This is a genomic window from Pseudomonas protegens (genome assembly GCF_003363755.1).
Classification (GTDB): Bacteria; Pseudomonadota; Gammaproteobacteria; order Pseudomonadales; family Pseudomonadaceae; genus Aquipseudomonas; species Aquipseudomonas danubii.
Genome location: NZ_CP031396.1, coordinates 714,356 through 739,064, shown reverse-complemented (window position 1 = coordinate 739,064; position 24,709 = coordinate 714,356). Strand labels below are relative to the sequence as shown.

General features: G+C 66.4%; 17 protein-coding genes and 1 pseudogene. 13 read left to right on the top strand and 5 right to left on the bottom strand.

Features of this window, described 5'->3' with window-relative positions:
* Nucleotides 1-48 precede the first annotated feature (48 nt).
* The 4 genes and pseudogenes from DWF74_RS03145 to DWF74_RS03130 form a co-directional block, all read left to right on the top strand.
* The gene (locus tag DWF74_RS03145) at nt 49-1,932 is read left to right on the top strand and encodes a feruloyl-CoA synthase (protein ID WP_060841966.1); all 1,884 of its coding nucleotides are present in this window, start codon (nt 49-51) and stop codon (nt 1,930-1,932) included.
* Nucleotides 1,929-3,170, top strand: coding sequence for a thiolase family protein (locus DWF74_RS03140; protein WP_115580299.1), 1,242 nt, complete (start codon nt 1,929-1,931; stop codon nt 3,168-3,170). The genes DWF74_RS03145 and DWF74_RS03140 overlap by 4 nt, the downstream gene beginning before the upstream one ends.
* A gap of 59 nt (nt 3,171-3,229) precedes the next feature.
* Entirely contained in the window at nt 3,230-4,984 is a 1,755-nt protein-coding gene (locus DWF74_RS03135) for an acyl-CoA dehydrogenase (RefSeq protein WP_115580298.1), read from the top strand.
* A gap of 515 nt (nt 4,985-5,499) precedes the next feature.
* Nucleotides 5,500-6,805, top strand: a pseudogene (locus DWF74_RS03130) (MFS transporter); the annotation flags it as partial.
* Nucleotides 6,806-6,858: 53 nt separating this feature from the next.
* On the opposite strand, the gene DWF74_RS03125 reads toward DWF74_RS03130, so the two are convergent.
* The gene (locus tag DWF74_RS03125) at nt 6,859-7,755 is read right to left on the bottom strand and encodes a LysR family transcriptional regulator (RefSeq protein ID WP_115580297.1); all 897 of its coding nucleotides are present in this window, start codon (nt 7,753-7,755) and stop codon (nt 6,859-6,861) included.
* A 116-nt stretch (nt 7,756-7,871) separates the two neighbouring features.
* On the opposite strand from DWF74_RS03125, the gene mdlC reads away from it, so the two are divergent.
* The 6 genes from mdlC to DWF74_RS03095 all read left to right on the top strand — a co-directional run bounded on the left by mdlC (nt 7,872) and on the right by DWF74_RS03095 (nt 15,846).
* Complete coding sequence (gene mdlC, locus DWF74_RS03120; RefSeq protein WP_115580296.1) at nt 7,872-9,458, top strand: benzoylformate decarboxylase; 1,587 nt, start codon at nt 7,872-7,874, stop codon at nt 9,456-9,458.
* An 82-nt stretch (nt 9,459-9,540) separates the two neighbouring features.
* The gene (locus tag DWF74_RS03115; protein WP_102863127.1) at nt 9,541-10,932 is read left to right on the top strand and encodes an MFS transporter; all 1,392 of its coding nucleotides are present in this window, start codon (nt 9,541-9,543) and stop codon (nt 10,930-10,932) included.
* Between the two features lie 38 nt (nt 10,933-10,970).
* Nucleotides 10,971-11,894 carry a ketopantoate reductase family protein gene (locus DWF74_RS03110; protein WP_115580295.1) on the top strand — a complete coding sequence of 308 codons (924 nt, stop codon included), beginning with the start codon at nt 10,971-10,973 and terminating at the stop codon, nt 11,892-11,894.
* 154 nt (nt 11,895-12,048) lie between these two features.
* Nucleotides 12,049-13,524, top strand: coding sequence for an aldehyde dehydrogenase family protein (locus DWF74_RS03105; RefSeq protein WP_115580294.1), 1,476 nt, complete (start codon nt 12,049-12,051; stop codon nt 13,522-13,524).
* A gap of 119 nt (nt 13,525-13,643) precedes the next feature.
* Entirely contained in the window at nt 13,644-14,900 is a 1,257-nt protein-coding gene (locus DWF74_RS03100; protein ID WP_115580293.1) for an OprD family porin, read from the top strand.
* A gap of 232 nt (nt 14,901-15,132) precedes the next feature.
* Complete coding sequence (locus DWF74_RS03095) at nt 15,133-15,846, top strand: GntR family transcriptional regulator (RefSeq protein WP_060839774.1); 714 nt, start codon at nt 15,133-15,135, stop codon at nt 15,844-15,846.
* Nucleotides 15,847-16,022: 176 nt separating this feature from the next.
* Here DWF74_RS03095 and DWF74_RS03090 read toward each other — a convergent pair whose 3' ends face one another.
* The 3 genes from DWF74_RS03090 to DWF74_RS03080 form a co-directional block, all read right to left on the bottom strand.
* On the bottom strand, nt 16,023-16,973 hold the full coding sequence (locus tag DWF74_RS03090; RefSeq protein ID WP_060843880.1) for a PDR/VanB family oxidoreductase: 951 nt from the start codon (nt 16,971-16,973) through the stop codon (nt 16,023-16,025).
* 59 nt (nt 16,974-17,032) lie between these two features.
* On the bottom strand, nt 17,033-18,091 hold the full coding sequence (locus tag DWF74_RS03085) for an aromatic ring-hydroxylating oxygenase subunit alpha (protein WP_115580292.1): 1,059 nt from the start codon (nt 18,089-18,091) through the stop codon (nt 17,033-17,035).
* A 282-nt stretch (nt 18,092-18,373) separates the two neighbouring features.
* Nucleotides 18,374-19,522 carry a MalY/PatB family protein gene (locus tag DWF74_RS03080; RefSeq protein WP_115580291.1) on the bottom strand — a complete coding sequence of 383 codons (1,149 nt, stop codon included), beginning with the start codon at nt 19,520-19,522 and terminating at the stop codon, nt 18,374-18,376.
* A gap of 181 nt (nt 19,523-19,703) precedes the next feature.
* Here DWF74_RS03080 and DWF74_RS03075 point away from each other — a divergent pair, with 181 nt between their 5' ends.
* The 3 genes from DWF74_RS03075 to DWF74_RS03065 all read left to right on the top strand — a co-directional run bounded on the left by DWF74_RS03075 (nt 19,704) and on the right by DWF74_RS03065 (nt 23,666).
* Complete coding sequence (locus tag DWF74_RS03075) at nt 19,704-21,119, top strand: pyruvate carboxyltransferase (RefSeq protein ID WP_240322017.1); 1,416 nt, start codon at nt 19,704-19,706, stop codon at nt 21,117-21,119.
* Nucleotides 21,112-22,059, top strand: a complete 948-nt coding sequence (locus tag DWF74_RS03070; protein WP_102863134.1) for an AEC family transporter — start codon at nt 21,112-21,114, stop codon at nt 22,057-22,059. Before DWF74_RS03075 ends, DWF74_RS03070 begins: the two co-directional genes overlap by 8 nt.
* 566 nt (nt 22,060-22,625) lie before the next feature.
* Entirely contained in the window at nt 22,626-23,666 is a 1,041-nt protein-coding gene (locus tag DWF74_RS03065) for an ABC transporter substrate-binding protein (RefSeq protein WP_115580290.1), read from the top strand.
* A 113-nt stretch (nt 23,667-23,779) separates the two neighbouring features.
* Here DWF74_RS03065 and DWF74_RS03060 read toward each other — a convergent pair whose 3' ends face one another.
* On the bottom strand, nt 23,780-24,658 hold the full coding sequence (locus DWF74_RS03060) for a helix-turn-helix transcriptional regulator (RefSeq protein ID WP_102863136.1): 879 nt from the start codon (nt 24,656-24,658) through the stop codon (nt 23,780-23,782).
* Nucleotides 24,659-24,709 lie beyond the last annotated feature (51 nt).

The window sequence follows — 24,709 nt, the reverse complement described above, 5'->3', positions numbered from 1 at the left end:
GTCGCCCTGCGTGCGCGGCGCAGGCGTGCCTTGATGGAGGACATGTACGTGAGTTGCCAATTCAGAGCGCCATCCCCACCCGCGGCCGAGCCGCCGCGTTACCGCCAGGTGTCCATCGGCCGGCCGGCGGTTGCTGTCAGTGAAGAGCAGGGCGTGTTGCACATGCGCTCCCTGGAACCCCTGGCGCCCTTGCCGCAGCGCTTGCTTGATCGCCTGCTGCACTGGGCCCGGGTGCGCCCCGAGCAGACCTTCATTGCCGCCCGCGAGGCCGGCGGCGACTGGCGCCGGGTCAGCTATGGGCAGATGCTCGACAGCGTGCGCGCCATCGCCCAGGGCCTGCTCGGCTACGGCTTGTCCGCCGACAAGCCGCTGGCGCTGCTTTCGGGCAATGACATCGAACACCTGCAACTGGCCCTGGGCGCGATGTACGCCGGGATTCCCTATTGCCCGGTGTCGCCGGCCTATTCGCTGTTGTCCCAGGACTTTGCCAAGCTGCGCCACGTCTGCGACCTGTTGCAGCCGGGGCTGGTGTTTGTCAGCGATGCTGGCGCCTACCAGCGGGCCATCGACGCGGTGCTGCCCCCCGAGACGCCGCTGATCTGCGTGCGTGGCCAGGTGCCGGGGCGACGCCAGGCGAGCTTCGCCAGTCTGCTGGCCGAGCCCGGTGGGGCCGAGGCCGATGCGGCCTTTGCCGCCACCGGGCCGGACAGTATCGCCAAGTTTCTCTTCACCTCGGGCTCGACCAAGCTGCCCAAGGCGGTGATCACCACCCAGCGCATGCTCTGCGCCAACCAGCAGATGCTGTTGCAGACCTTCCCGGTGTTCGGCGAAGAGCCGCCGGTGCTGGTGGACTGGCTGCCCTGGAACCACACCTTCGGTGGTAGCCATAACGTCGGCATCGTGCTCTACAACGGCGGCAGTTTTTATCTGGACGACGGCAAGCCCACGGCCCAGGGCTTTGCCGAGACCTTGCGCAACCTCAAGGAGATTTCCCCCACCGCCTACCTGACCGTGCCCAAGGGCTGGGAGGAGCTGGTCAACGCCCTGGAGCAGGACGCCGAGCTGCGCGAGTGTTTTTTCAAGCGCATGAGCCTGTTCTTCTTCGCCGCCGCCGGGCTGTCGCAAAGTGTCTGGGACCGTCTCGACCGGGTCGCCGAGCAGCATTGCGGCGAACGCATCCGCATGATGGCCGGGCTCGGCATGACCGAGGCCGCGCCGTCCTGCACCTTCACCACCGGGCCGCTGTCGATGGCCGGCTACATCGGCCTGCCGGCGCCGGGGTGCGAAGTGCGCCTGGTGCCGGTGGACGGCAAGCTCGAGGGGCGCTTTCGCGGGCCGCACATCATGCCCGGCTACTGGCGCGCGGCGCAGCAGACCGCCGAGGTGTTCGACGCCCAGGGCTTCTATTGCTCGGGGGATGCACTCAAGCTCGCCGACCCCCAGGACCCGCAGCTGGGGCTGATGTTCGACGGGCGCATTGCCGAGGATTTCAAGTTGTCGTCCGGGGTCTTTGTCAGCGTCGGCCCGCTGCGCAATCGCGCGGTGCTCGAAGGCTCGCCCTATGTCCAGGATCTGGTGGTGGCCGCCCCGGACCGCGAGTGCCTGGGGGCCCTGGTGTTCCCGCGGCTGTATGAATGCCGGCGGCTGGCGGCGCTGGGCGCCGAGGCCAGCGATGCCCAGGTGCTGGCCAGTGCGCCGGTGCGCCAGTGGTTCGGCGACTGGTTGCAGCGCCTGAACCGCGAGGCCAGCGGCAACGCCAGCCGCCTGGAGTGGATCGCCCTGCAGGTGGAGCCGGCGTCCATCGACCGCGGGGAAATCACCGACAAGGGCTCGATCAACCAGCGCGCGGTGTTGCAGTGGCGCGCCGAGCAGGTCGAGGACCTGTATCGCGGCCGCGAACCGTCGATCCTGCGCGCCGAGCCCAAGCCATGAACGGCGCCGGGCAGTACAGCGAGTTTGCCGATGTGGCGATCCTTGAGGCGTTGCGCACGCCCTGGGTCGACCTTGGCGGGGACCTGGCGGAGATCTCGCCGATCGATCTGGGGATCAAGGTCGGCCGCGAGGTACTGCAGCGCGCCGGCATCGATGCCCGGGCGGTGGACAGCGTGCTGGCCGGCTCCATGGCCCAGGCCAGTTTCGACGCCTACCTGCTGCCCCGGCACATCGGCCTGTACAGCGGCGTCGGGCAAGCGGTGCCGGCCCTGGGGGTGCAGCGCATCTGCGCCACCGGTTTCGAGCTGTTGCGCCAGGCGGCCGAGCAGCTGCGGGGCGAGGTGCAACTGGCGTTGTGCGTGGCCAGTGAATCGATGTCGCGTAACCCGATTGCCGCCTACACCCATCGCGGCGGCTTTCGCCTGGGGGCGGCGGTGCAGTTCAAGGATTTCTTATGGGAGGCGTTGTACGACCCGGCGCCGGGGCTGGACATGATCGCCACCGCCGACAATCTGGCGCGGCGTTATGGCCTGACCCGCGAAGCCGTGGACGGCTATGCCTGCGCCAGCCATCAGCGGGCGTTGGCGGCGCAGCAGGCGGGCTGGTTCGCGCCGGAAATCGTCGCCGTAAGCCAGCAGGCCTTCGAACTCGACGGCTATCGACCGCGCGGCATTCGCCTGCCACGGGGTGTCGAGACGGTCAGCCAGGACAGTCATCCGCGCCCTGGTGAGCTGTCTGCCCTGGCGCGCTTGCGGACGATCCACGAGGGCGGGGTGCAGACCGCCGGCAACAGTTGCGCGGTGGTCGATGGCGCGGCGGCGGCCCTGGTCGGGCGGGCATCGACCTGCAGTGCTGCGCCCCTGGCGCTGTTGCGGGCCAGCGCGGTGGTCGGGGTGGCGCCGGAGTGCATGGGCATCGGTCCGGCCCCGGCGATCCGCCTGCTCCTGCAGCGCAGCGGCCTGGGCCTGGAGCAGATCGGTCGCCTTGAAATCAACGAGGCTCAGGCGGCCCAGGTGCTGGCCGTGGCCCGGGAGCTGGAGCTGGACAGTGACCGCCTGAATGCCCGGGGCGGCTCCCTGGCCCTGGGTCATCCCCTGGCCGCCAGCGGCCTGCGCCTGGTGCTGACCCTGGCCCGGCAACTGCGCGAGCACAACCTGCGCTTCGGGATCGCCGCCGCCTGCGTGGGAGGCGGCCAGGGCATGGCGCTGTTGATCGAAAACCCGGCCTGGCGCGGCTGAGCCCGACCGGCCCGCCGCCCCTGGCGGGTCATTCTATTTCTACTCGATGAGGTGTCCCCATGTGGAGCTACCAGGCGCCGCTGCGCGATATGCAATTTGTCCTTGAGCACTGGCTGGAGGCCCCCGAGGCGTGGCGTCGGAGCCCGGCGTTCGAGGCGCTGGACCTGCCCCTGGCGCTGCAGGTGCTGGAGCAGGCCGGGCGTTTCAGCCAGGACGTGCTGGCGCCGCTGAACGCCAGCGGCGATCGCCAGGGCTGCCGGTGGGCGGACGGGCAGGTCAGCACCCCGCAGGGGTTTGCCGAGGCCTACCGGGCCTATGTCGAGGGCGGCTGGCCGGCCCTGGCTTGCGCCGAAGCCCTGGGTGGCCAGGGCCTGCCGCAACTGCTGGACGCGGCGCTGCAAGAGATGCTCTACGCCAGCAACCACGCCTGGGCCATGTACACCGGCATCGCCCACGGCGCCTACCTGTGCCTCAAGACCCACGGCGCGCCCTGGCTCCAGGAGCGCTACCTGCCCGAGATCATCAGCGGCGCAAGCCTGCCCACCATGTGCCTGACCGAGCCCCAGGCCGGCAGTGATGTCGGCCTGTTGCGCTGTCGCGCCGAGCCCCAGGCCGACGGCAGCTATCGCCTCAGCGGCAGCAAGCTGTTCATTTCCGGCGGCGAACATGACCTCACCGACAACATCCTACACCTGGTGCTGGCCCGGCTGCCGGGCGCGCCGGAGGGCAGCCGCGGGATCTCGCTGTTCCTGGTGCCCAAGCGCCTGGAGCGGGGCCAGGGCAACGGCGTGCGCTGCGACGGCATCGAACACAAGATGGGGATCAAGGGCAGCGCCACCTGTTCCCTGGTGTTCGAGGCGGCCCAGGGCTGGCTGGTGGGCGAGGCCCATCGCGGCCTGGCGGCGATGTTCGTGATGATGAATTCGGCGCGCCTGCACGTGGGCCTGCAAGGCCTGGGGCATGTCGAAGCGGCGTGGCAGAACGCCCGTGACTACGCCGGCGAACGCCAGCAGATGCGTGCGCCGTTGCGCCCCGCCGGGGTCGCCGCCCAGGCCGCCGACCCGATTCGCTACCACCCGGCCATGCGCCGCGTGCTGCTGGAATTGCGCGCCACCAGCGAAGGCCTGCGGGCCATCGGCTACTGGGCCGCGCACTTGCTGGATCAGGCCGAGCATCACCCTGAACCCCAGGTCCGGCGCCAGGCCGATCAGCTGGCGCAACTGCTGACGCCGATCATCAAGGCGTTCTTTACCGAGCAGGGCTTTCGTCAGGCCAGCAACGCCTTGCAGGTCTTCGGCGGCTACGGCTACGTCGCCGAGTTCGCCATCGAGCAGACCCTGCGCGACAGCCGCATCGCCATGATCTACGAAGGCAGCAACGAGATTCAGGCCAACGACCTGCTGTTGCGCAAGGTGCTGGGGGATGGCGGGCAGGGCTTCGCGCTGTTGCTTGAGCAATTGCGCGATGAGGCCGGGCACAGCGCCCAGGTGCCCGAGTGCGCGCGGTTCGCCCGGTCGTTGGCGGATCTGGCCGAGGCGTTGCAGGCACTGGTGGCCCAGGTGCAGCAGTGGGCGCTGGAGGATGCCGAGTACCCGTATCGCGCGGCCGGGGACTTTCTGGCGTTGTGTGGCCTGAGCCTGCTGGCGCTGGCCTGGACCCGGGCGGCACGGGTGTCGCGCAGGCTGCCCGAGGGCGACCCGCTGCGGGGGGCCAAGCTGGAGACGGCGGGGTTCTTTTTCAGCTACCTGTTGCCCCAGGTCGAACCGCGGATGACGGCGGTACGCAGCGCCCGGGCAGGGTTGGCCTTTATCTGAGGTGATGCAGGTTATTGGATCCAATCAAGGGGGAAAACCTTGTGGCGAGGGAGCTTGCTCCCGCTGGGGTGCGCAGCGCCCCCATCGCTGGCCGGCGAGCGTTTCCAGGCCTACCGCACCCGCAGGCTGTGCGATGGCTGCGCCATCGATCGGGAGCAAGCTCCCTCGCCACATGCTTGGTTGGCCGATAATCGCCCGCTAATCCCGGCGCCGTGTCGGGCACCTAAGCGTTTGATCCTTATGGTAATTGACCCCGTCCATGGCTGGCCAAGGGGTTTTTGAGCAGCCTTTTCAGCCCGCTTCTCTCTTGCTAATGGATCCATTAAGCGCTTTATTGGCGACCTGGCGATGGCAGGAGCCCTCCTGACCGTCCGCAATAAAAACAACAAAAAGGGTTTCGTCATGAATGTCTTTTCGACGGCGTGCAGCCACCTGGCTGGCGCGCGCTGGCTGTCTGTGTGCACAGGTTCGCTGGGTGTTGCGCTTCGGCTCGTGGCCGAACGGCAGGTGCGGCCATGAACGGTGATCTCAAGCAACGGCTCGATCAGGGGCCGATGGGTGCGTTCCAGTGCCTGGCGATCGGTATCTGCATCGTCCTCAACATGATCGACGGCTTCGATGTGCTGGTGATGGCCTTCACCGCCGCGTCGGTGTCCGCCGAGTGGCAACTCAACGGCGCGCAGATCGGCCTGCTGCTCAGTGCCGGGTTGTTCGGCATGGCCGGCGGTTCGCTGTTTATCGCGCCCTGGGCCGATCGCTTCGGGCGCCGGCCGCTGATTCTGGGGTGCCTGTTGCTGTCCGGTGTCGGCATGCTGCTTTCGGCCACCAGCCAGAGTCCGTTGCAACTGGCGTTGTTGCGCGGCCTGACCGGCTTGGGCATCGGCGGCATCCTGGCCAGCAGCAACGTGATCGCCGCCGAATACGCCAGCCGCCGCTGGCGGGGGCTGGCGGTGAGCCTGCAATCCACCGGCTATGCCCTGGGGGCGACCCTGGGCGGCTTGCTGGCGGTGTGGCTGCTGAGCCATTGGGGCTGGCGCTCGGTGTTTGTGTTTGGCGGCGTCGTCACCCTGCTGGTGATCCCCCTGGTGCTGCTCTGGCTCCCCGAATCCCTGGACTTTCTCCTGGCCCGGCGCCCGGCCGATGCGTTGCCGCGGGTCAATCGCCTGGCCCAGCGCCTGGGGCACCCGACGCTGGCGCGGCTGCCCGCGGCGGCGCTGCGCGAGGAGGGCGCCGGCAGCGGCTTCGGCCAGCTGTTCGCCGGGCCGATGCGGCGCACCACGCTGCTGATCTGGCTGCTGTTTTTCCTGGTGATGTTCGGCTTCTACTTCGTCATGAGCTGGACCCCGAAACTGCTGGTGGCCGCCGGGCTTTCGGCGCAGCAAGGGATCACCGGCGGGGTGCTGCTGAGTGTCGGCGGGATCTTCGGCGCGGCGCTGATCGGCGGCTTGTCTTCGCGCTGGCCGCTGACCCGGGTGCTGTCGCTGTTCATGCTGGTGACCGCCGGGCTCCTGGTGCTGTTTGTCGGCAGCGCCTCGTCGATTGCCGCGGCCCTGGGCCTGGGGCTGCTGATCGGGCTGTTCGCCAACGGCTGCGTGGCCGGGCTGTATGCCTTGTCGCCGGTGGTCTACGACGCTTCGGTGCGGGCTACCGGGGTGGGCTGGGGGATCGGCATCGGGCGCATCGGCGCGATTGTCTCGCCGACGGTGGCCGGGGTGCTGCTGGATGCAGGCTGGCAGCCGCTGCACCTGTACGGGGTGTTTGCCGTGGTCTTCGTGCTGGCGGCGGCTTGCCTGTTGCTGCTGCGCCCGGCGCCGCCGCAGGCGCAAGCGGCCCTGGCCTAGCCTGCGCAACCGGATGCGCCCGCGGGCGCCGCTTCACGCCTGGCCGTCGATGATCGCCGCGGCCACGGTCTGGCGGAACCAGGTCAGGGCGGCGGAGCTGTCGCTGTTGGGGTGCCAGTGTAGGGACACGTCGAACTCCCCCAACGGGAACGGCAGCTCCAGTTGCCGCAGGCCGCCTTCGAGGGTGAACAGGCGGGCGATCTGCGCCGGTAGCACCGCCAGCAGGTCGGTGCCGGGCAGGACCTTGGGCAGCACCGAGAAGTGCGGCACCTGCAGGCTGATGCGGCGCGTGGCGTTCATTTGCTTGAGCACGTCCTCGACGCTGCCGTGGCCGGTGGTGCGGGTCACGGCGATGTGCCGTTCGGCGAGGAATTGTTCCAGGCTCAGGTGTTCGCCGATGCGCGGGTGGCGGTCGCTGAGCAGGCACACGTAGCGCTCGCGGATCAGTACCTGGCTGCGGGTGCCGGTCAGGGGCTTGCGGCAGATCAGCGCGTCGACCTTGGCGCTGCCGAGCCATTCCCCGGCCTGGTCCACCTGCAGCGGCAGGACCTCGACTTCGGCCTCCGGGGCCTGCTGGTTCAGGCGCGCCAGGATCAGCGGCAGAAAGCCCATTTCGCCGAGGTCGGAGAGGGCGATGCGAAAGCGTCGCTCGGTGGTCGCCGGGTCGAAGTGCCGGGTGCTGTGCACGGTGTTTTCGATCCGCGTCAGGGATTCGCGCAGGGGCGGGTACAGCTCATCGGCCAGTTGGCTGGGCTGGATGCCGTCGCGGCTGCGGCTGAACAGGCCGTCGTCGAACAGGTCCCGCAGCCGCGCCAGGGCGTAGCTGACCGAGGGCTGGGTGACGAACAGGCGCTCGGCGGCCAGGGTCACGCTGCGGGCTTCGTAGAGGGTGACGAAGGTGCGGATCAGGTTCAGATCGATGTGGCTCATGCTGCCTCATGGATATAGATGGATCTTATTTTTAATAGAAATAGTATCGATTTGATCAATTTCATCGCGGCTGCAAGAGTAACTCAAATTCTAAAAAAGCAGCGGCAAAGGTCCCTATGAAAACCGTCCATAGCGCTTCCTACGACATCCTCCGGCAACACGGCCTGACCACGGTGTTCGGCAACCCGGGTTCCAACGAGTTGCCCTTTCTCAAGGGTTTTCCCGAAGACTTCCGCTACATCCTCGGCCTGCACGAAGGCGCGGTGGTCGGCATGGCCGACGGCTTCGCCCTGGCCAGCGGCCAGCCGGCGTTCGTCAACCTGCATGCGGCGGCCGGCACCGGCAACGGCATGGGCGCGCTGACCAATGCCTGGTACTCCCACAGCCCGCTGGTGATCACCGCCGGCCAGCAGGTGCGCTCGATGATCGGCGTCGAAGCCATGCTGGCCAATGTCGATGCCGCGCAGTTGCCCAAGCCCCTGGTCAAGTGGAGCCATGAACCGGCCTGCGCCGAGGATGTGCCCCGGGCCCTGAGCCAGGCCATCCACATGGCCAACCAGGCGCCCAAGGGCCCGGTGTACCTGTCGATTCCCTACGACGACTGGGGCCGCGCCGCCCCGGCCGGGGTCGAGCACTTGGCCCGGCGCCAGGTGGCCACGGCCGGGCTGCCTTCGGCGGCGCAATTGCGCCAGCTGGTGCAGCGTCTGGTGGCGGCGCGCAACCCGGTGCTGGTGCTGGGGCCGGATGTGGACGGCAGCCAGAGCAACCACCTGGCGGTGCAACTGGCGGAAAGGCTTGGCATGCCGGCCTGGGTCGCGCCGTCCGCGTCCCGCTGCCCGTTCCCGACCCGCCACCCGAGCTTTCGCGGGGTGCTGCCGGCGGCCATCGCCGGCATCAGCCGCTGCCTGGCGGAGCATGACCTGATCCTGGTGGTGGGCGCCCCGGTGTTCCGTTACCACCAGTTCGCCCCGGGAGACTATCTGCCCGAGGGTTGCGAGCTGCTGCACATCACCTGCGACCCCGGCGAAGCGGCACGCTCGCCCATGGGCGATGCGCTGGTAGGGGACATTGCCGAGACCCTGCAGGCCCTGGTCTGGGCGCTGCCGGAGTGCGACCGGCCACCGCCGCCAGCCTTGCCGGCACCGGCGCCGGTCGAGGAAACCGGCGGCCTGCTGCACCCGGAAACCGTGTTCGACGTGATCAACGAGCTGGCGCCCAGGGATGCGATCTACGTCAAGGAATCCACCTCCACCGTCGGCGCCTTCTGGCAGCGGGTGGAGATGCGCGAGCCCGGCAGTTACTACTTCCCGGCGGCTGGCGGCCTGGGCTTCGGCCTGCCGGCGGCGGTGGGGGTGCAACTGGCCCGGCCCGAGCGGCGGGTGATCGGGATCATCGGCGACGGTTCGGCCAATTACGGCATCACCGCGCTGTGGACCGCCGCCCAGTACCAGATCCCGGTGGTGTTCATCATTCTCAAGAACGGCACCTACGGCGCCCTGCGCTGGTTCGCCGATGTGCTGCAGGTCAGCGATGCGCCGGGGCTGGACGTGCCGGGCCTGGACTTCTGCGCCATCGGCCGCGGCTACGGTGTGCACGCGGTACAGGCCAACACCCGCGAGGCGTTTGCCGAGGCGTTTGCCGCGGCCCTGGCGGGCCAGCGCCCGGTACTGATCGAGGTGCCGACCCTGACCATCGAACCCTGAAGACAGCCTTGTCGCCGGGCCCGGTGCCCGGCCTTGCCCACCGCAGCTTGCGGACTCACCAGAAGAATAAAAAGAGGTGGATATGAACACGACTTCGGTCACAGCAGCGATAGACGATGCGCCCCAGTCGGCGCGTCGCGCTCCCTCCCATGCCGACATCGGCACCTTGCTCGACCAGGGCCCCTTCACCGGCATGCAGAAGCTGGTGGTGCTGTTGGCGGCGCTGTCCATCGTCATGGACGGCTTCGACGGTCAACTGATCGGTTTTGCCATTCCGCTGATGATCAAGGAATGGGGCATCACCCGCGAGGCGTTCGCCCCGGCGGTGGCCGCCGGGCTGATCGGCATGGGCATCGGCAGTGCCTGTGCCGGACTGTTCGCCGATCGTTTCGGCCGGCGCATGGCGGTCATCGCCAGCGTGTTCGTGTTCGGCGCGGCCACCTGCGCCATTGGCCTGGCGCCCAATGCGCTGGCGGTGGCGGTCTTGCGCTTCATCGCCGGCCTGGGTATCGGAGGCGCGCTGCCCAGCGCGACCACGGTGACGGCGGAGTTCACCCCTGCGCGGCGGCGCACCCTGGCGGTGACCGCGACCATCGTCTGCGTGCCCCTGGGCGGGATGCTGGCGGGGCTGTTCGCGTCCCATGTGTTGCCGCTGTATGGCTGGCGCACGCTGTTCTTCATTGGTGGCAGCCTGCCCATGGTGCTCGCCCTGCTGTTGCTGGTGACCCTGCCGGAGTCGCCGCGCTTTCTGGCGCGCCGACCGCAGCGCTGGGGGGAGTTGAGCGCGTTGCTGGGGCGCATGGGCCGGCCCATGGCCGCAGGGGTGAGCTACAGCGATGCCCTGGAGCAGAAGAGCGAGAAGCAGGGCGGTTTCCGCAGTCTGTTCGACCGGGGCTACGGGCGCGACACCCTGGCCCTCTGGGTGGCCTTCTTCATGTGCCTGACCGCGGTCTATAGCGCCTTCAGCTGGCTGCCGACCATGCTCCTGGCCGAAGGCCTGGAGCTGTCGGTGGCCGGTTCCGGGTTGACCGCCTACAACCTCGGCGGGGTCATCGGCGCGCTGGTCTGTGCGGTGGCCATCACCCGCTGGGGCTCGTTCTGGCCGTTGCTGATCTGCTGTGCCGGCGGCGCGGCCAGCGCCTTTGCCTTGCAGGGGGTGGATATCCATCAGCACACCGGCTTGCTGATCTTCGGCTTCGGCGTGCACGGCCTGTTCGTCAACGCGGTGCAGTCCACCATGTATGCGCTGTGTGCCTTTATCTACCCCACCGGCGTGCGCGCCACCGGCACCGCCTCGGCCCTGGCCTTCGGGCGCCTGGGGGCGATCCTCAGTGCCTTCGCCGGGGCCCTGGTGATCACCCGGGGCGGCGCCCAGGGCTACCTGACACTGCTGGGCGCGGTGATGCTCATGGCGCTGATCGCGCTGCTGATCGTGCGCCGGCACATTCCCCGGCGCCTGCCGGGTCAGTCATGAACGTGGCCCTTGAAAGGCTCATTCCATCAGGAGGTTCGATGAACATCACCATTCTCGGCGCGGGCGCCATGGGTTCGCTGTTTGGCTGCCTGCTGGCCGAAAGCGGGCAGCAGGTGACGCTGCTGGACATCAACGACGCGCATCTGGCGGCCATCCAGCGTGACGGCCTGTTGCTGGCCACCGACCACGGCGAGCGGCGCATCCGGGGCTTGAACGCCTGCCGCCCGGAAAAGGCCAGCGGGCACCCGGACCTGTTGCTGGTCTTCACCAAGACCCTGCACACCGACAGTGCCTTACGCAGCGTTGCCAGGCATATCACCCGGCACACCCGGGTGCTGACCCTGCAGAACGGCCTGGGCAACGCCGAAGCGGTGTCGCGGCATGTGGCCCCGCGGCAGGTGCTGATCGGCATGACCAACTGGCCCGCCGACCTGCTCGGGCCGGGGCAGGTGCATTCCCATGGCCAGGGCATGGTCCGGGTGCTGGCCCTCGACGAGGGTGAGCGCCAGGCCAGCGCTGAAGTGGCGGCGGTACTGGACGCGGCCGGGCTGAGTTGCGCGGTGGACCCCGAGGTGTGGACGTCGATCTGGGAGAAGGTCGCCTTCAACGCGGCGCTGAACAGCCTGTGCGCGGCCACCGGCTGCACCGTCGGCCAGTTGGACGCGGCGCCGGAAGGCGTGGCGCTGGCCCGGGCCATCGTCATGGAGGTGGTGGCCGTGGCCGGCGCCCAGGGCATAGTGCTGGACGCCCAGCGCTGCCTGGACAGCGTGGCCTTTGCCATGGCCAACCACCGCAGCCACAAGCCCTCGATGCTGCAGGACGTGCTGGCCGGGCGGCCCACGGAAATCGGCGCGATCAACGGCCAGGTAGTGGCCCGGGCGCGAGAGGCGGGGGTGGCGGTGCCCCACACCGAAACCCTGCTCGGCCTGCTGCGGCTGATCGAGCAACGCGCCGCCTTGTAGGCGCCGGCTTGCCGGCGAAGAGGACCTTGGGTCTTGTGTGCTTGTTGCGGGCGTCTTCGCTGGCAAGCCAGTTCCTACACCAGCCAGCTCCCATACAAGCCGGGTTTTGGGCGACACATCGGTTTATGAATGCTGTTTCTTGAGGAGATTTTTCATGAGTGAATCCAACGCGGCCTATCGCGATCTGCATCTGCAACCCATCGCCGGGCAGTGGCGCGCCGGTGCCGCCGGCAAGACCCTGGCGGTGACCAACCCCTACGATGGCGCGCTGTTGCTGGAAGTGGCCCAGGCCAACCGCAGCGACCTGGATGCGGCCTACGCCAGGGCCGCCCAGGTGCAGCCGCAATGGGCGGCCCTGGGCCCGTCGCAGCGCGCGGCGGTGCTGCACCGGGCGGTGGCGATCTTCGACCGGCGCCAGGAGGAAATCGTCGACTGGATCATCCGCGAATCCGGCAGTACGCGGATCAAGGCCCTGGCCGAGTGGGGCGCGGCGCGGGCCATTACCCTGGAGTCGGCGTCGTTCCCGGCGCGGGTCCATGGGCGGATTGTCGAGTCCGATGTACCGGGCAAGGAAAGCCGGGTGTACCGCAGCGCCCTGGGGGTGGTGGGGGTGATCAGCCCGTGGAACTTTCCGCTGCACCTGACCCAGCGTTCCATCGCTCCGGCCCTGGCCCTGGGCAACGCGGTGGTGGTCAAGCCGGCCAGCGATACCCCGGTGTGCGGCGGCCTGCTGCTGGCGAGGATCTTCGAGGAGGCGGGGCTGCCCGCCGGGGTGTTCAGCGTGGTGGTGGGGGCCGGCAGCGAGATTGGCGATGCCTTTGTCGAGCACCCGGTGCCGGCGCTGATCACCTTTACCGGCTCGACCCCGGTGGGGCGCGGTATCGGCCGCATCGCCAGTGGTGGCGAGCATCTCAAGCACGTGGCCCTGGAGCTGGGGGGCAACAGCCCGTTCGTGGTGCTCGACGATGCCGACCTGGAGCAGGCGGTGAACGCCGCAGTGTTCGGCAAGTTCCTGCACCAGGGGCAGATCTGCATGGCGATCAACCGGATCATCGTCGATGAGCGGCTCTACGAAGCCTTTGCCCAGCGTTTCGTGGCCCGGGTCAAGCAACTCAAGGTGGGGGATCCGCAATCGCTGGAGACGGTGATCGGCCCGGTGATCAATGCCCGCCAGTTGCAGGGCCTGCAGGACAAGATCGCCCTGGCCCGGGAGCAGGGCGCCGAGCCGCTGTACGAGGGCGGGGTGAACGGCAATCTGCTGGCGCCCCATGTCTACGGCGAGGTGCGGGCCGACATGGACCTGGCGCGCAATGAGATCTTCGGCCCGCTGGTGGGGCTGCTGCGCGCCCGGGATGAAGCCCATGCCCTGGAGCTGGCCAATGCCAGCGAGTTCGGCCTGTCCAGCGCGGTGTTCACCCGCAGCCTGGAGCGCGGGGTGAACTTCGCCCGCCAGGTGCGCGCGGGCATGACCCACATCAACGATGTGCCGGTGAACGATGAGGCCAACGCGCCGTTCGGTGGCGAGAAGAACTCCGGGCTGGGGCGCTTCAACGGCGACTGGGCGATCGACGAGTTCACCCGCGACCACTGGATCAGCGTGCAACACCGGCCGCGTCAGTATCCCTTCTGACGGGCTGACCTGAACAACCCCGGCCGCCCTGGCCGGGTTTTTGAGCATCCGTGAATGGACGGGCCGTCACGGGCCTGTCGGGGCACGGCTGCGTCCATGAAAAACGGAGAACAATAATAATGAACACCCGTCATCCGATGCTTTGCCGTTCCCTGGTCGGGGCTTGTCTGTCAGCGGGCCTGTGCGCCCCTTCCTGGGCTGGCGAGGACAGCGGTTTCTTCGAGGGGAGCAAGACCGACCTGCTGCTGCGCAACTACTACTTCAACCGGGATTTTCGCGACCACGACGCGCCCAAGGGGCAGATCGAGGAGTGGGCCCAGGGCTTCATCCTCAAGTTCAGCTCCGGCTACACCCCGGGCACCGTGGGTGTTGGCCTGGATGCCATCGGCCTGTTCGGCCTCAAGCTCGACAGCAGCCGCCGGGTCAGCGGTTCGGAGTTGCTGCCGCTGCACGACGACGGCCGCGCGGCGGACAATTTCGGCCGCGCCGGGGCAGCGTTGAAGGCGCGGATTTCCGCCACCGAGTTCAAGCTCGGCGAACTGCTGCCGGACGTGCCGCTGCTGCGCTATGACGATGGCCGCCTGCTGCCGCAGACCTTTCGCGGGGCCATGCTGGTGTCCCGCGAGATCGACGGCCTGGGCCTGCAGGCCGGGCAGTACCGGGCGGTGAGCCTGCGCAACTCGTCGGACATGCAGGACCTGTCGGCCTGGGCCGCGCCGGGGGTGAAGTCCGATGGCTTCAACTACGTGGGCGCCGACTACCGCTTCAACCAGCAGCGCACCCTGTTCGGCGCCTGGCATTCGCAACTGCAGGACATCTACCGCCAGAGCTATTTCAACCTGCAGCACAAACAGCCGCTGGGCGACTGGGTGCTGGGGGGCAACCTGGGCTACTTCATCGACCGCGACGATGGCAGCGCGCGCATCGGCCGGGTTGACAGCCACACCGCCTATGGCCTGTTTTCCGCCGCGCGGGCCGGGCACACGCTGTACCTGGGGGTGCAGAAGGTCAGCGGCGACAGCCCCTGGATGTCGGTCTATGGCAGCAGCGGCCGGACCCTGGGCAACGACATGTTCAACGGCAATTTCAGCAACGCCGGCGAGCGTTCCTGGCAGCTGCGCTACGACTATGACTTTGCCGCTTCCGGGGTTCCCGGGCTGCTGGCCATGGTGCGTTACGGGCGAGGCGACAACGCCACCACCAAGGCCGGCAAGGACGGCCATGAGTGGGAACGTGATACCGAGATCGGCTACACCCTGCAGAGCGGCACCCTGAAGAACCTCAGCCTGCGGCTGAACAACGCCACCAATCGGCGCAGCTTCAACAGCGACTTCGACCAGACCCGGCTGATCGTCAGCTATCCCTTGTCACTCTGAAAACCCTGTAGCCGCTGCCGCAGGCTGCGAACGCTCTGGGCGGCACTTCGTCGCAGGAGGCGCGGCGGTTTCGAAGGCGCTGCAGGTTCGGCGGGAGAACGCCAGGCAAGGTCCTGCGGACCTTTGCGCAGCTTCGCGGGCTCAGCAGCGGCTACAGGTATTGTCGGGGGGGCGTGTTGTGGCGGGCCTTGCGTTACTATGGCCGCCCACCTTTTTTAAGGAAGCTGCCCGGATGAGCAAACCCGGTCAAACGGTGCTGGTCGCACTGCGCAAGATGATCGCCTCGGGCGAGCTGGCGGCAGGCGAGCGCTTGATGGAAGTGCCTACCGCCGAGCGCTTCGGGGTGTCGCGCATGCCGGTGCGCATGGCGTTTCGCACCCTGGAGCAGGAAGGCCTCTTGGTGCGTTTCGGCGGTCGCGGTTTTCAGGTGCGGTCGGTCAGCGCCGAGGACATTGCCGGGGCGGTGGAGGTGCGCGGGGTGCTGGAAGGCCTGGCGGCGCGCCAGACCGCCGAGCGCGGGCTGTCGGCCGAGGGCCGGGCGATTCTCGAACGTTGCCTGGTCGAGGGCGATGCGCTGTTCGACAAGGGTTATGTCAACGAGGAAGACCTGGAGGTCTACCACGACCTCAACATGCGGTTTCACCAGGTGATCGTGGCGGGCAGCGGCAACCCGGCGATCGCCGATGCCCTGGCGCGCAACGACCATCTGCCGTTCGCCTCGGTCACCGCCCTGGCGGTGGATCGCCAGGACATGGCCCGGGAATACCGGCGCTTCAACTACGCCCACATGCAGCATCATTCGGTGTTCGACGCCCTGGTCAATGGCCAGGGCGCGCGGGCCGAAGCGCTGATGCGCGAGCATGCCAACGCCACCTTGCGCTACGCCGAGATCTTCGGCTCGGCCGTGGCCGATGAGCGCATGAAGCTGATCCTGCCCTCGCCGTGAGGCGCAAGGCGCTGTCCGAACAGTTTTGAGACGAAGTTCAGGCAAGGCGAAAACGGTCGAGGAGCGGCCGGGGGCGCGTCCGACGTTACGGGGTGTCAATGAGCATTCCGATCGGACTCGCGCACAAGACCGTTTTCAACGCAGCATCACCGAGTATCGAGGCTTTCGTGCAACGCCTAGAGATCCAGCACCAGTAACGGGGTCTTGGCGCGGGAACAGCAGGGCGTGAACTGATCGTTGCACGCCTGTTCTTCCTCGGTGAGGAACAGGTCGCGGTGCTCCGGCACACCCTCCAGCACCCGGGTCAGGCAGGTGCCGCAGATCCCTTGTTCACAGGAAATCGCCACTTCGATGCCCTGGTCCTGCAGCACCTGGACCACGCTGCGATCGGCCGGCACCTGGAACACCTGGCCGCTGCTGGCCAGCTTGACCGCGAAGCTGCCGTCGCTGCCGTGGTCCACGGGCGCGGCGCTGAAGTACTCGCGGTGCAGGCATTGTTCCTTCCAGCCCAGGGCCCTGGCGCTGTCCAGCACGTGTTGCATGAACCCGCCGGGGCCGCAGACGTACAGGTGCAGATCATCCTGCGGCGCGGCCAGGGCGTGCGCGATATCCAGGGCCGTCTCGGGCTGTTCGTCGAAATGCAGGCTGACCCGCTCGGCGAAAGGCGATTGCCGCAGGCGCGGGACAAAGGCCGCGCGCTCGGCGGAACGGGCGCAGTAGTGCAGCTGGAAATCCGCGCCGCCGTGGGCCAGGTGCTCGGCCATGCTGAGGATCGGGGTAATGCCGATGCCGCCGGCGAACAGCAGGCTGCGCCGCGCGCCGGGGGCCAGGGCAAACAGGTTGCGCGGCTGGCTGATGCGCAGGCGCGTGCCCACTTCCAGCTCTTGGTGCAGGCTGCTTGAGCCGCCTCGCGAGGCCGGATCCTTGAGCACCCCGATCACGTAGCGGTGGCGTTCTTCGGGGTGGTTGCACAATGAATATTGGCGCACCAGGCCGTTGGCCAGATGCACGTCGATATGGGCGCCGGCGCTGAAGGCGGGCAGGGGGCTTGCGTCGGCCGCGGCCAGTTCGAAGCTGCAGATGTCCAGGGCTTCGTTGTGGCGCGCGACCACCAGTACGTCGATCATTGTCGGTCCTCGCCAGTGGCCGCATCCGGGCCGGCTGGCTGTCGGGGGCGGAGAAGGGCTTAACGGCTTGCCGCGATCAGTGCTTCCCGGGGCTCGCGCTCCTGGGCGATCAGGCGTTCCAGTATCCGTCGCGACTGCACGCCGCCGGCGTCGATGTTCAGCTTGAGCAGGCTGCGCTGGGGCTGGGCGAGCAGGTTCTGCTGCTGGCGTTCGAGCATCTCCAGGTCTTCGCTGAAGATCTTGCCCTGGCCTTCGCGGATGCTGGCGGTGAGGGCCTGGTCCTGGGGGTTGAAGTTGCGTGCCATGCCCCAGAAGTACCAGATCGAGGTGTCGCTTTCGGGGGTGATGAAATCCACCACGATGCTCGATGCCTTGAATGCCGCCGGGGCGTCGTAGCCGCCGTGGCCGGCGTGGGCCACGCCGACTTCGATCAGCACATGGCTGGGCGGGCTGAAGCGGCAGATCTGCCAGCGGTCCACCGGCACGTCGTCGGCCAGCTGGTTGCCGCGCAGGGCCATGCGCCAGAACGGCGGCGGCATGACGTTGTGCATATGGCGGGCGGTGACCACCTGATAGCCGTCCACGGTGGTCTGTGGCGGCGCCTCGTCGATCTCCTTCTGGCCGATGCTGGAGGCGTGGACGTAGGTTTCGTGGGTCAGGTCCATCAGGTTGTCGATCATCAGCCGGTAGTCGCACTGGATGTGGAACAACCCGCCGCCATAGGCCCACTGTTCGTTGTCGGCCCATTCCAGGTGATGGATCAGTGCCGGATCGGCCAGGCTCTGGTCGCCGGGCCAGACCCAGATGAAGCCGTAGCGCTCGACCGCGGCGAAGGTCTTGTTGCAGGGGAAGCCGCGTACCCGCTGGCCGGGCATGTCCACGGTCTTGCCGTCGCAGCCCATCACCAGGCCGTGGTAGCCGCACACCAGGTTGCCGTTCTCGACATAGCCCAGCGACAGCGGGGCGCCGCGATGGGGGCAGAAATCCTCGACGGCGGCTACCCGGCCTTCGTGGGCGCGGTAGAACACCATTCGTTCGCCGCAGATCTGCCGGCCCAGGGGCTTGCCCTGCAATTCATCGGGGGTGCAGGCAACGTACCAGGCATTCTTGGGGTACATGACGTCTCTCCAGGCGTTTGTTGTTTTTATTTAATGGATCCATTAAAGGGTTCGTGCTCTGGGGGTGTCAAATGAATGCGCGGATTTTCTGTTCGATAATCGGCTATTTTTGAGGTTTTAGAGGTTTGTGGATCCAATGGTGTGATTTTTATGGATCCATTGGGCGCGTGTCAGCGCACCGCCGGGGCAGGGTGGGGCGTGGCTGCGGGGCTGGGCCAGGAGGGCGCAGCGCCAGGGGCGGGAACCTGGCGGCTGCGCTGGCGGGGTGGGTTTGTGCGGCGATCAGCGCCGTTGCAGGCTGTCCTGCAGGCGCTGGATGCCTTCTTCGAGCATGGCCCGCGGGCAGCCGAAGTTCAGGCGCACGAATTGCCCGCAGTCATCGCCAAACTCCAGCCCGGCGCTGAGGCCGACCTTGGCTTCCTTGAGGAAGTAGCCATGGGGATCGTCCAGCCCCAGCTCGCTGCAATCGAGCCAGGCCAGATACGTGCCCTGGGGCGCGTGCATGCGTATGCCCGGCAGGCGGGTCTGCACCGCGTGCAGCAGGTAGTCGCGGTTGGCTTGCAGGTAGCCGAGCAGCGCCTGCAGCCAGGGGCCGCCGTGGGTCAGGGCGGCCAGGGTCGCCTCCAGGCCCAGGGGGCTGACGCTGTCCACCATGCCGGCGCGGGCGTTGTTGAAGGCCAGGCGGGTGGCCGGGTCCTGGACGATGGCGAAGCAGGTCTTCATCCCGGCGATGTTGTAGGCCTTGCTCGCCGACATCAGGGTGATGGTGCGCCGGGCGATCTCCGGGCTCAGGGACGCGGTGGGAATGTGCCGGCGGCCGTCAAAGCACAGTTCGGCATGGATCTCGTCAGAAATGATCAGTGCGCCCTGATCCAGGCAGGCGTTGGCCACGGCTTGCAGTTCGTCCCGGGGGAAAACCTTGCCCAGCGGGTTGTGCGGGTTGCTCAGGAGCATCGCCCCGGCGCCTTGCAGGGCCTGGCGCAGTGCATCCATGGGGGTGACATAGGTGCCTTGCTCGGTGAGCTGGAACGGCACTTCGACCTTGTCCAGGCCCCAGTTGCCCGGGGCCAGGCGCAGCGGGCGATAGTTGGGGGTCTGCAGCACCACCGATTGCCCGGGCTTGACGAAGGCATGCAGGGCCATGTTGAAGCCGGGCTCGACCCCGGGGAGGAAGATCAGTTCGTCGGGCTGCACGCGCCAGGCGTACTTGTCCCGGAGGTCGGCGACCACCGCGTCGCGCAATTCGTCGCGGGCCACGCTGTAGCCCAGCAGCGGGTGCTCCAGGCGCTGGCGCAGGGCCTGGAGGATGCCGTCGGCCACGGCGAAGTCCATGTCCGCCACCCACATCGGCAGGACATCTTCGGGGTAGCGGCTCCATTTGGTGCTGCCGGTGCCATGGCGGGGGTGCAGGGTGTCGAAATCGAAGCTCATGAACGGCTCTCGTCGCCTGGGAAAGGTAGCGCAGATTCTAGCGCTTGCGCGGGCATCCGGTAGGGAATAACGGGGTGGGCCGTTGGTCGGCGTGGCGGTCGCAAGCATTTGTGGCGAGCGCGGGGCGGTTTGAACGAGCCCTGACGCCTGTTTATTTAAATAGGGATATTTGGAGTGCCGAATGTTTCGCTTTGGGCGTTTTTTTCGAACCCTGTTTGCGCTGTTTTTTAAGGTATTTCTTAGGTCGGGTTTTTACTCGCTGTTATATGGTGTGGCGGTTGTTGCAGGTCTTGTGTGCCAAGCAAAACAGTGTGGGCTGCGAAAAAAACCAATAAAAAGGAGCAGGGCGATGAAACTTGAAAATGGAATTCGCTACCGTGATTTTTCCGTCCCCTATCTGGTGGATGAAACACTTCGGGAGGGGATTGAGCGCACAGCCTTTCCCATCACGGTGGACGCCAAGTTATCCATCCTCAAGTCCATGGTCGAGGCCGGACTACGGGATTTCGTGGTGGGCTGCGGACCGGAGGAACCGCTGGTCTGGGACCGCCTGCATCGGGCACGGCAAGCCGGCGAATTGCCGGCCGATACCCAGGCCACGTTCATCGTCCTGTTGAACTGCTGGGAGACCGCCTTGGCTTATTTCAAGGCCCGGGCCCATCGACGGGAATGGATTGCCGACACCGTCTTCAGCTTCGGCATGATCACCTACAGGCAGAGCGACGGTGAATTCGAGCATGCAATCCGGGCGTTTCGCGAGCTCGGCGCCGTCAAGTTCAAGGCCAGCGTGCTCAACAACTTCCGCAATGGAGTGTGCGAGCAGCGTTATGCCGAGATCTGCCGGCAGATCGACTGGGCTGTCAATCTGGGCGTGGACATCATCCGCATCAACGACTCCGTGGGTTCGCTGCAACCCCATGTGACCCGCTGGCTGTGCTCCAAGCTGGTGGCGGATTACCCCCGCCTGGTGTTCTGCCTGCATGCCCATAACGACAACGGGTTGGCCCTGGCCAATACCATGCAGGCGATTCAATGCGGTTTTCAGATGGTTGAAGGGGCCCTGGCCGGATTTGGCAACCGCTCCGGAATTGCACCGCTGGAGCAAGTTGTGAAGTTGTGTCGGGACAACAATATACAGCTGGGCGCGCAGCCGCTGGATCTGGACAAGTTGATCGGCGCCGCTCGTTACTGTGAGGAAAAGTTGCTGCAGTTGCCCGGTGTCTATCGTCCGGTCAGTGGCAAGTTTGAAACACTTTCCAATTATGGCGTCTTGAATATTCCGGACTTTCTGGAAACTCAGGATGATAAGGCTTACTTCGTCAATTATGTGGGCTTGCATCCGCAGACCATCCGTCAGGCCCTGGCCGATTATTCATCGCTGAGCACCCAAGTGGCCGAGATTGCCGATGAGGAGCTGTGGCCAATCGTCGAGAGTCTGAAAGAGGAAATGCGGGCCTCGATGTCGGACATCGAGGTCCGTTATCAGCACGCGATGGCCGGGGTGATGGAGTTCTATCGATCCTGCACCTACAGCCCGATGCACCTGGCCCGCTATGCCGAGCGTCAGCTTCTTCAGGAGCAACCGGCCCATGGATAAGGTCTTTACGGTGGTGATGCCGCTGTTTGCGATGATTTTCGCCGGCTACTGGATTGTGCGGCTGGAGGTGATCGGCAAGGAAACGGTCAAGGGCCTGGTGGGGGTGGTGTTCTGGTTGTTCCTGCCGTGCTTCATCTTCATCAAGACCCTCGGCACCCGGGATCATGGCGAGCTGGATTGGGCCTTGCTCGGCGCCTATTACCTGGCCTGCCTGGTGACCTTCATGATCGCCGCCGTGGGCGGGCGGCTGATCTGGGGCGGCAACGCGCGGGTGGCCGGCCTGCGCGGGCTGTCGTCCATCTCCGGGGTGGTGGGGTATATGGGGTTGCCCTTGATGGTCATGGCGTTCGGCGATGAAGCGGCGCTGCCCACGCTGATGATCACCATGGCCGACAACCTGGTGATCCTGGCGGGGGGCGCCCTGATCATGGAACTCACCGAGCCGCGCGAAGCCCGGGCCAAGCCGGATCTGGCCCGTGTGCTGCTGACCACCGGCAAGTCGATCATCAGCAACCCGCTGATTCTGGCGGTGGCCCTGGCGGCGCTGTGCATTGCCTTGCAGTGGCGCTTGCCCGGTCCGCTGCAGATCTTCGCCACGCAGATGACCAACGCCACCGGCCCCTTGGCGCTGGTGGCCCTGGGTGCTGCCTTTGCCGTGCACCGCCAGCAGAACCTGATCAAGGGCGACTCCCTGGCCCTGGCCCTGTTGAAGGTGGTGGTGTTGCCGGTGCTGGTGTTCGTGTCCGCCCGCTATGTGTTCGGCCTCGGCGATTTCCTGGTCAAGATCGCGGTGATCATGGCGGCGCTGCCAGTGGCGGTGAACGTCTTTATCCTGGCCTCGCGCTACAAGACCTACGAGATCGAGGTGTCCAGCAGCATGCTGCTCTCGGCGGTGATGGGCATTGGGGTAATCTCGGGGTTGCTGGTCGTGCTGGATTGAGCTGCGGCGCCCTTGACCCATGAGTTGTCAAAACGCCCCGCCCGGGTGATGCCCTGGCGGGGTTTTTGTTGTTGCTCCGGCGGACTTGCTTGTCCGTCCAGGCGCGCCGCTCGGTGTGCGCATTCCGTTCGTCGATCTCGGGCCGAGTCTGCCGTCTAGGCAGCTTTTCCCTTGCCTGTGCCTCAGAAAAACCTCGTTTCGCAATGCCTCGGGTTGGGCAAACAATAAACCCCTGCATACGCCTGCCCGACTGCCCGGGACGTTGTTGCGATGCACTGCCGATCGATTTGTTCTTCCTACAAAAACAACAGGGAGCAAGCGATGAACCGCCATTCGAGCAAGACCGCGTCCGCTCACTCCGGACCGGTTGTAAACACTCCAAGCGAACGGGGCCAAAGAGCCCGCAACGGTGACGATCCGGCTACCCGGCCTTTGCTGCCAGGTGCCTTGCACCGCTGACCAAGACTCGTAGTGCCTGGTGCAGTACCGCCCGTGAATACGGTCGCTTCCAGGCTCCTGCTGTGTAGGTTCGTGCGGGCGAGCCGGCTTTCTTGAGGATGGGTTTTATGTCCAACACCTTGCGTTGCGGCGTTGCATTGTCGTGGGTTCTGCTGTGCACCGGGGCTTGGGCCCAACCGCAGAACCTCACCGTCATTTCCTTTGGCGGAGCCACCAAACAGGCTCAGGAAAAAGCCTACTTCCAACCCTTCAACCAGAGCGGGGCAGCCCGGGTGGTGGCGGGGGAGTACAACGGTGAACTGTCGAAGATCAAGGCCATGGTCGATGTCGGCAAGACCAGCTGGGATGTGGTCGAAGTGGAGAGCCCGGAGCTGTTGCGCGGCTGTGACGAGGGCTTGTTCGAACCTTTGGACCTGGCCCGCTTTGGTGATCCGGCGCAGTTCGTCCCGGGCACCCTGAGCGAGTGCGGCGTGGCCACCTACGTCTGGTCGATGGTCATGGCCTTTGCCCCGCAGAAGCTGGCCAAGGCGCCCGGGTCCTGGGCCGACTTCTGGAACCTCAAGGACTTCCCCGGCAAGCGCGGTTTGCGCAAGAGCGCCAAGTACACCCTGGAAATCGCCCTGCTGGCGGACGGTGTGGCGCCGGCCCAGTTGTATCAGGTGCTCAACACCCCGCAAGGCGTGACCCGGGCCTTCGCCAAGCTGGATCAGATCAAGCCCTACATCCAGTGGTGGGAAGCCGGGGCGCAACCTCCGCAATGGCTGGTGGCCGGTGATGTGGTCATGAGCGCGGCCTACAACGGACGCATTGCCATGGCCCAGAAGGAGGGCATGCAGTTGAGTATCCTCTGGCCCCAGAGCCTGTACGATCCGGAGTACTGGGCGGTAGTCAAAGGCTCGCCGAACAAGGCCCTGGCCGAAGATTTCATCCTGTTCGCCAGCCAGCCCCAGGCGCAGAAGGTGTTCTCGCAGAACATTCCCTATGGACCGGTGCATCGTCAGGCACTGCCCCTGTTGCCTGAGGCGGTGCAGCAGCAACTGCCGACCTACGAGGCCAACCTGCAAGGCGCGCGGGCGGTGGATGCGGCGTTCTGGGTCGACCATGGCGAGGAGCTGGAGCAGCGCTTCAACGCCTGGGCGGCCCGTTGAACGCCTCACTGATGCACTGAGGAAAAAGGGCCTGCACAAGCTGTGCAGGCCCTGGTCCGATTGACGGGATCTGACGGCGTTGGTGCGGCGGCGAGCTGGACACACCCGTCGGCTCAATGGGCGGGGGCTTGAGGGCGCTGGGTCAGCCAGTCGATAAACAATGAAAACAGCTCCGCCTGGGAACTGATGGCCAGCTTGGTATAGAGATTCTTACGGTGCATGCGCACGGTTTCCGGAGAGATTTCCAACACCTTGGCCGTGGATTTCACCGAGTGACCGCGCAGGATCAGGTGGGCGATCTCCCGTTCACGCACCGTCAGTAGCGGAGTGCCGAAGCTCATGAAGGCGGCTTCGATCTGTTGGTTGAGGTCGGCCGGTGCCTGGGCCGGCAGCGAGCCCTGAGTCGCGTGCCGCACCAGTTGCTGCAGGCCGCCGGCAGTGCCGAAACGACGGATCAGTTCGCGCACCAGCGGCTCCACCGCCCGCAGTAGCGCCAAGGGTTCGCTGGCGAAGCGTGCACCACTCAAGCCCTGGAACATGCACAGGGAAATCTTGCTGTGCGGGTCGAGGTCGACGATGTAGTAACTGTCTTCGGCGCCCCCGGTCTTGAGGTAGTAGGTCTTGTAGTACTCGCTGGCGAAAAAGTCGTCCGGGGCGATTTCCGAGAGGTGGTAGAAACCTTCCGCCAGACCGTTTTCCACCGCCAGGCAAAAGGGATCGAGCAGGTAGCCGCGGGAGAAATAGCGGTTGATGATCTCGTCGCGGTACGCGCCGACAATGCCTTGCTCATGCAGCAACTGGGGTGGCAAGCCTTTGCGTTCCAGGCTGATCATCATGGATTCGATGGGGGTCAGGGCATTCAGCGCTGCCGCCAGATGGCTGAGGAAGGCCTCATCGTCCACGCTGTCGAATGCCTTGGCCAAGCCGGCATGCCAGGCCTGCAGGGCATGGAGGGAGAGAGGGGCGTTGGGGGGATTGGCAGATGCGCTCATGCCCGGCAGTTTAACTGCCGGGCGCAGGCCGGGTAAGACCCCGATTCGCAG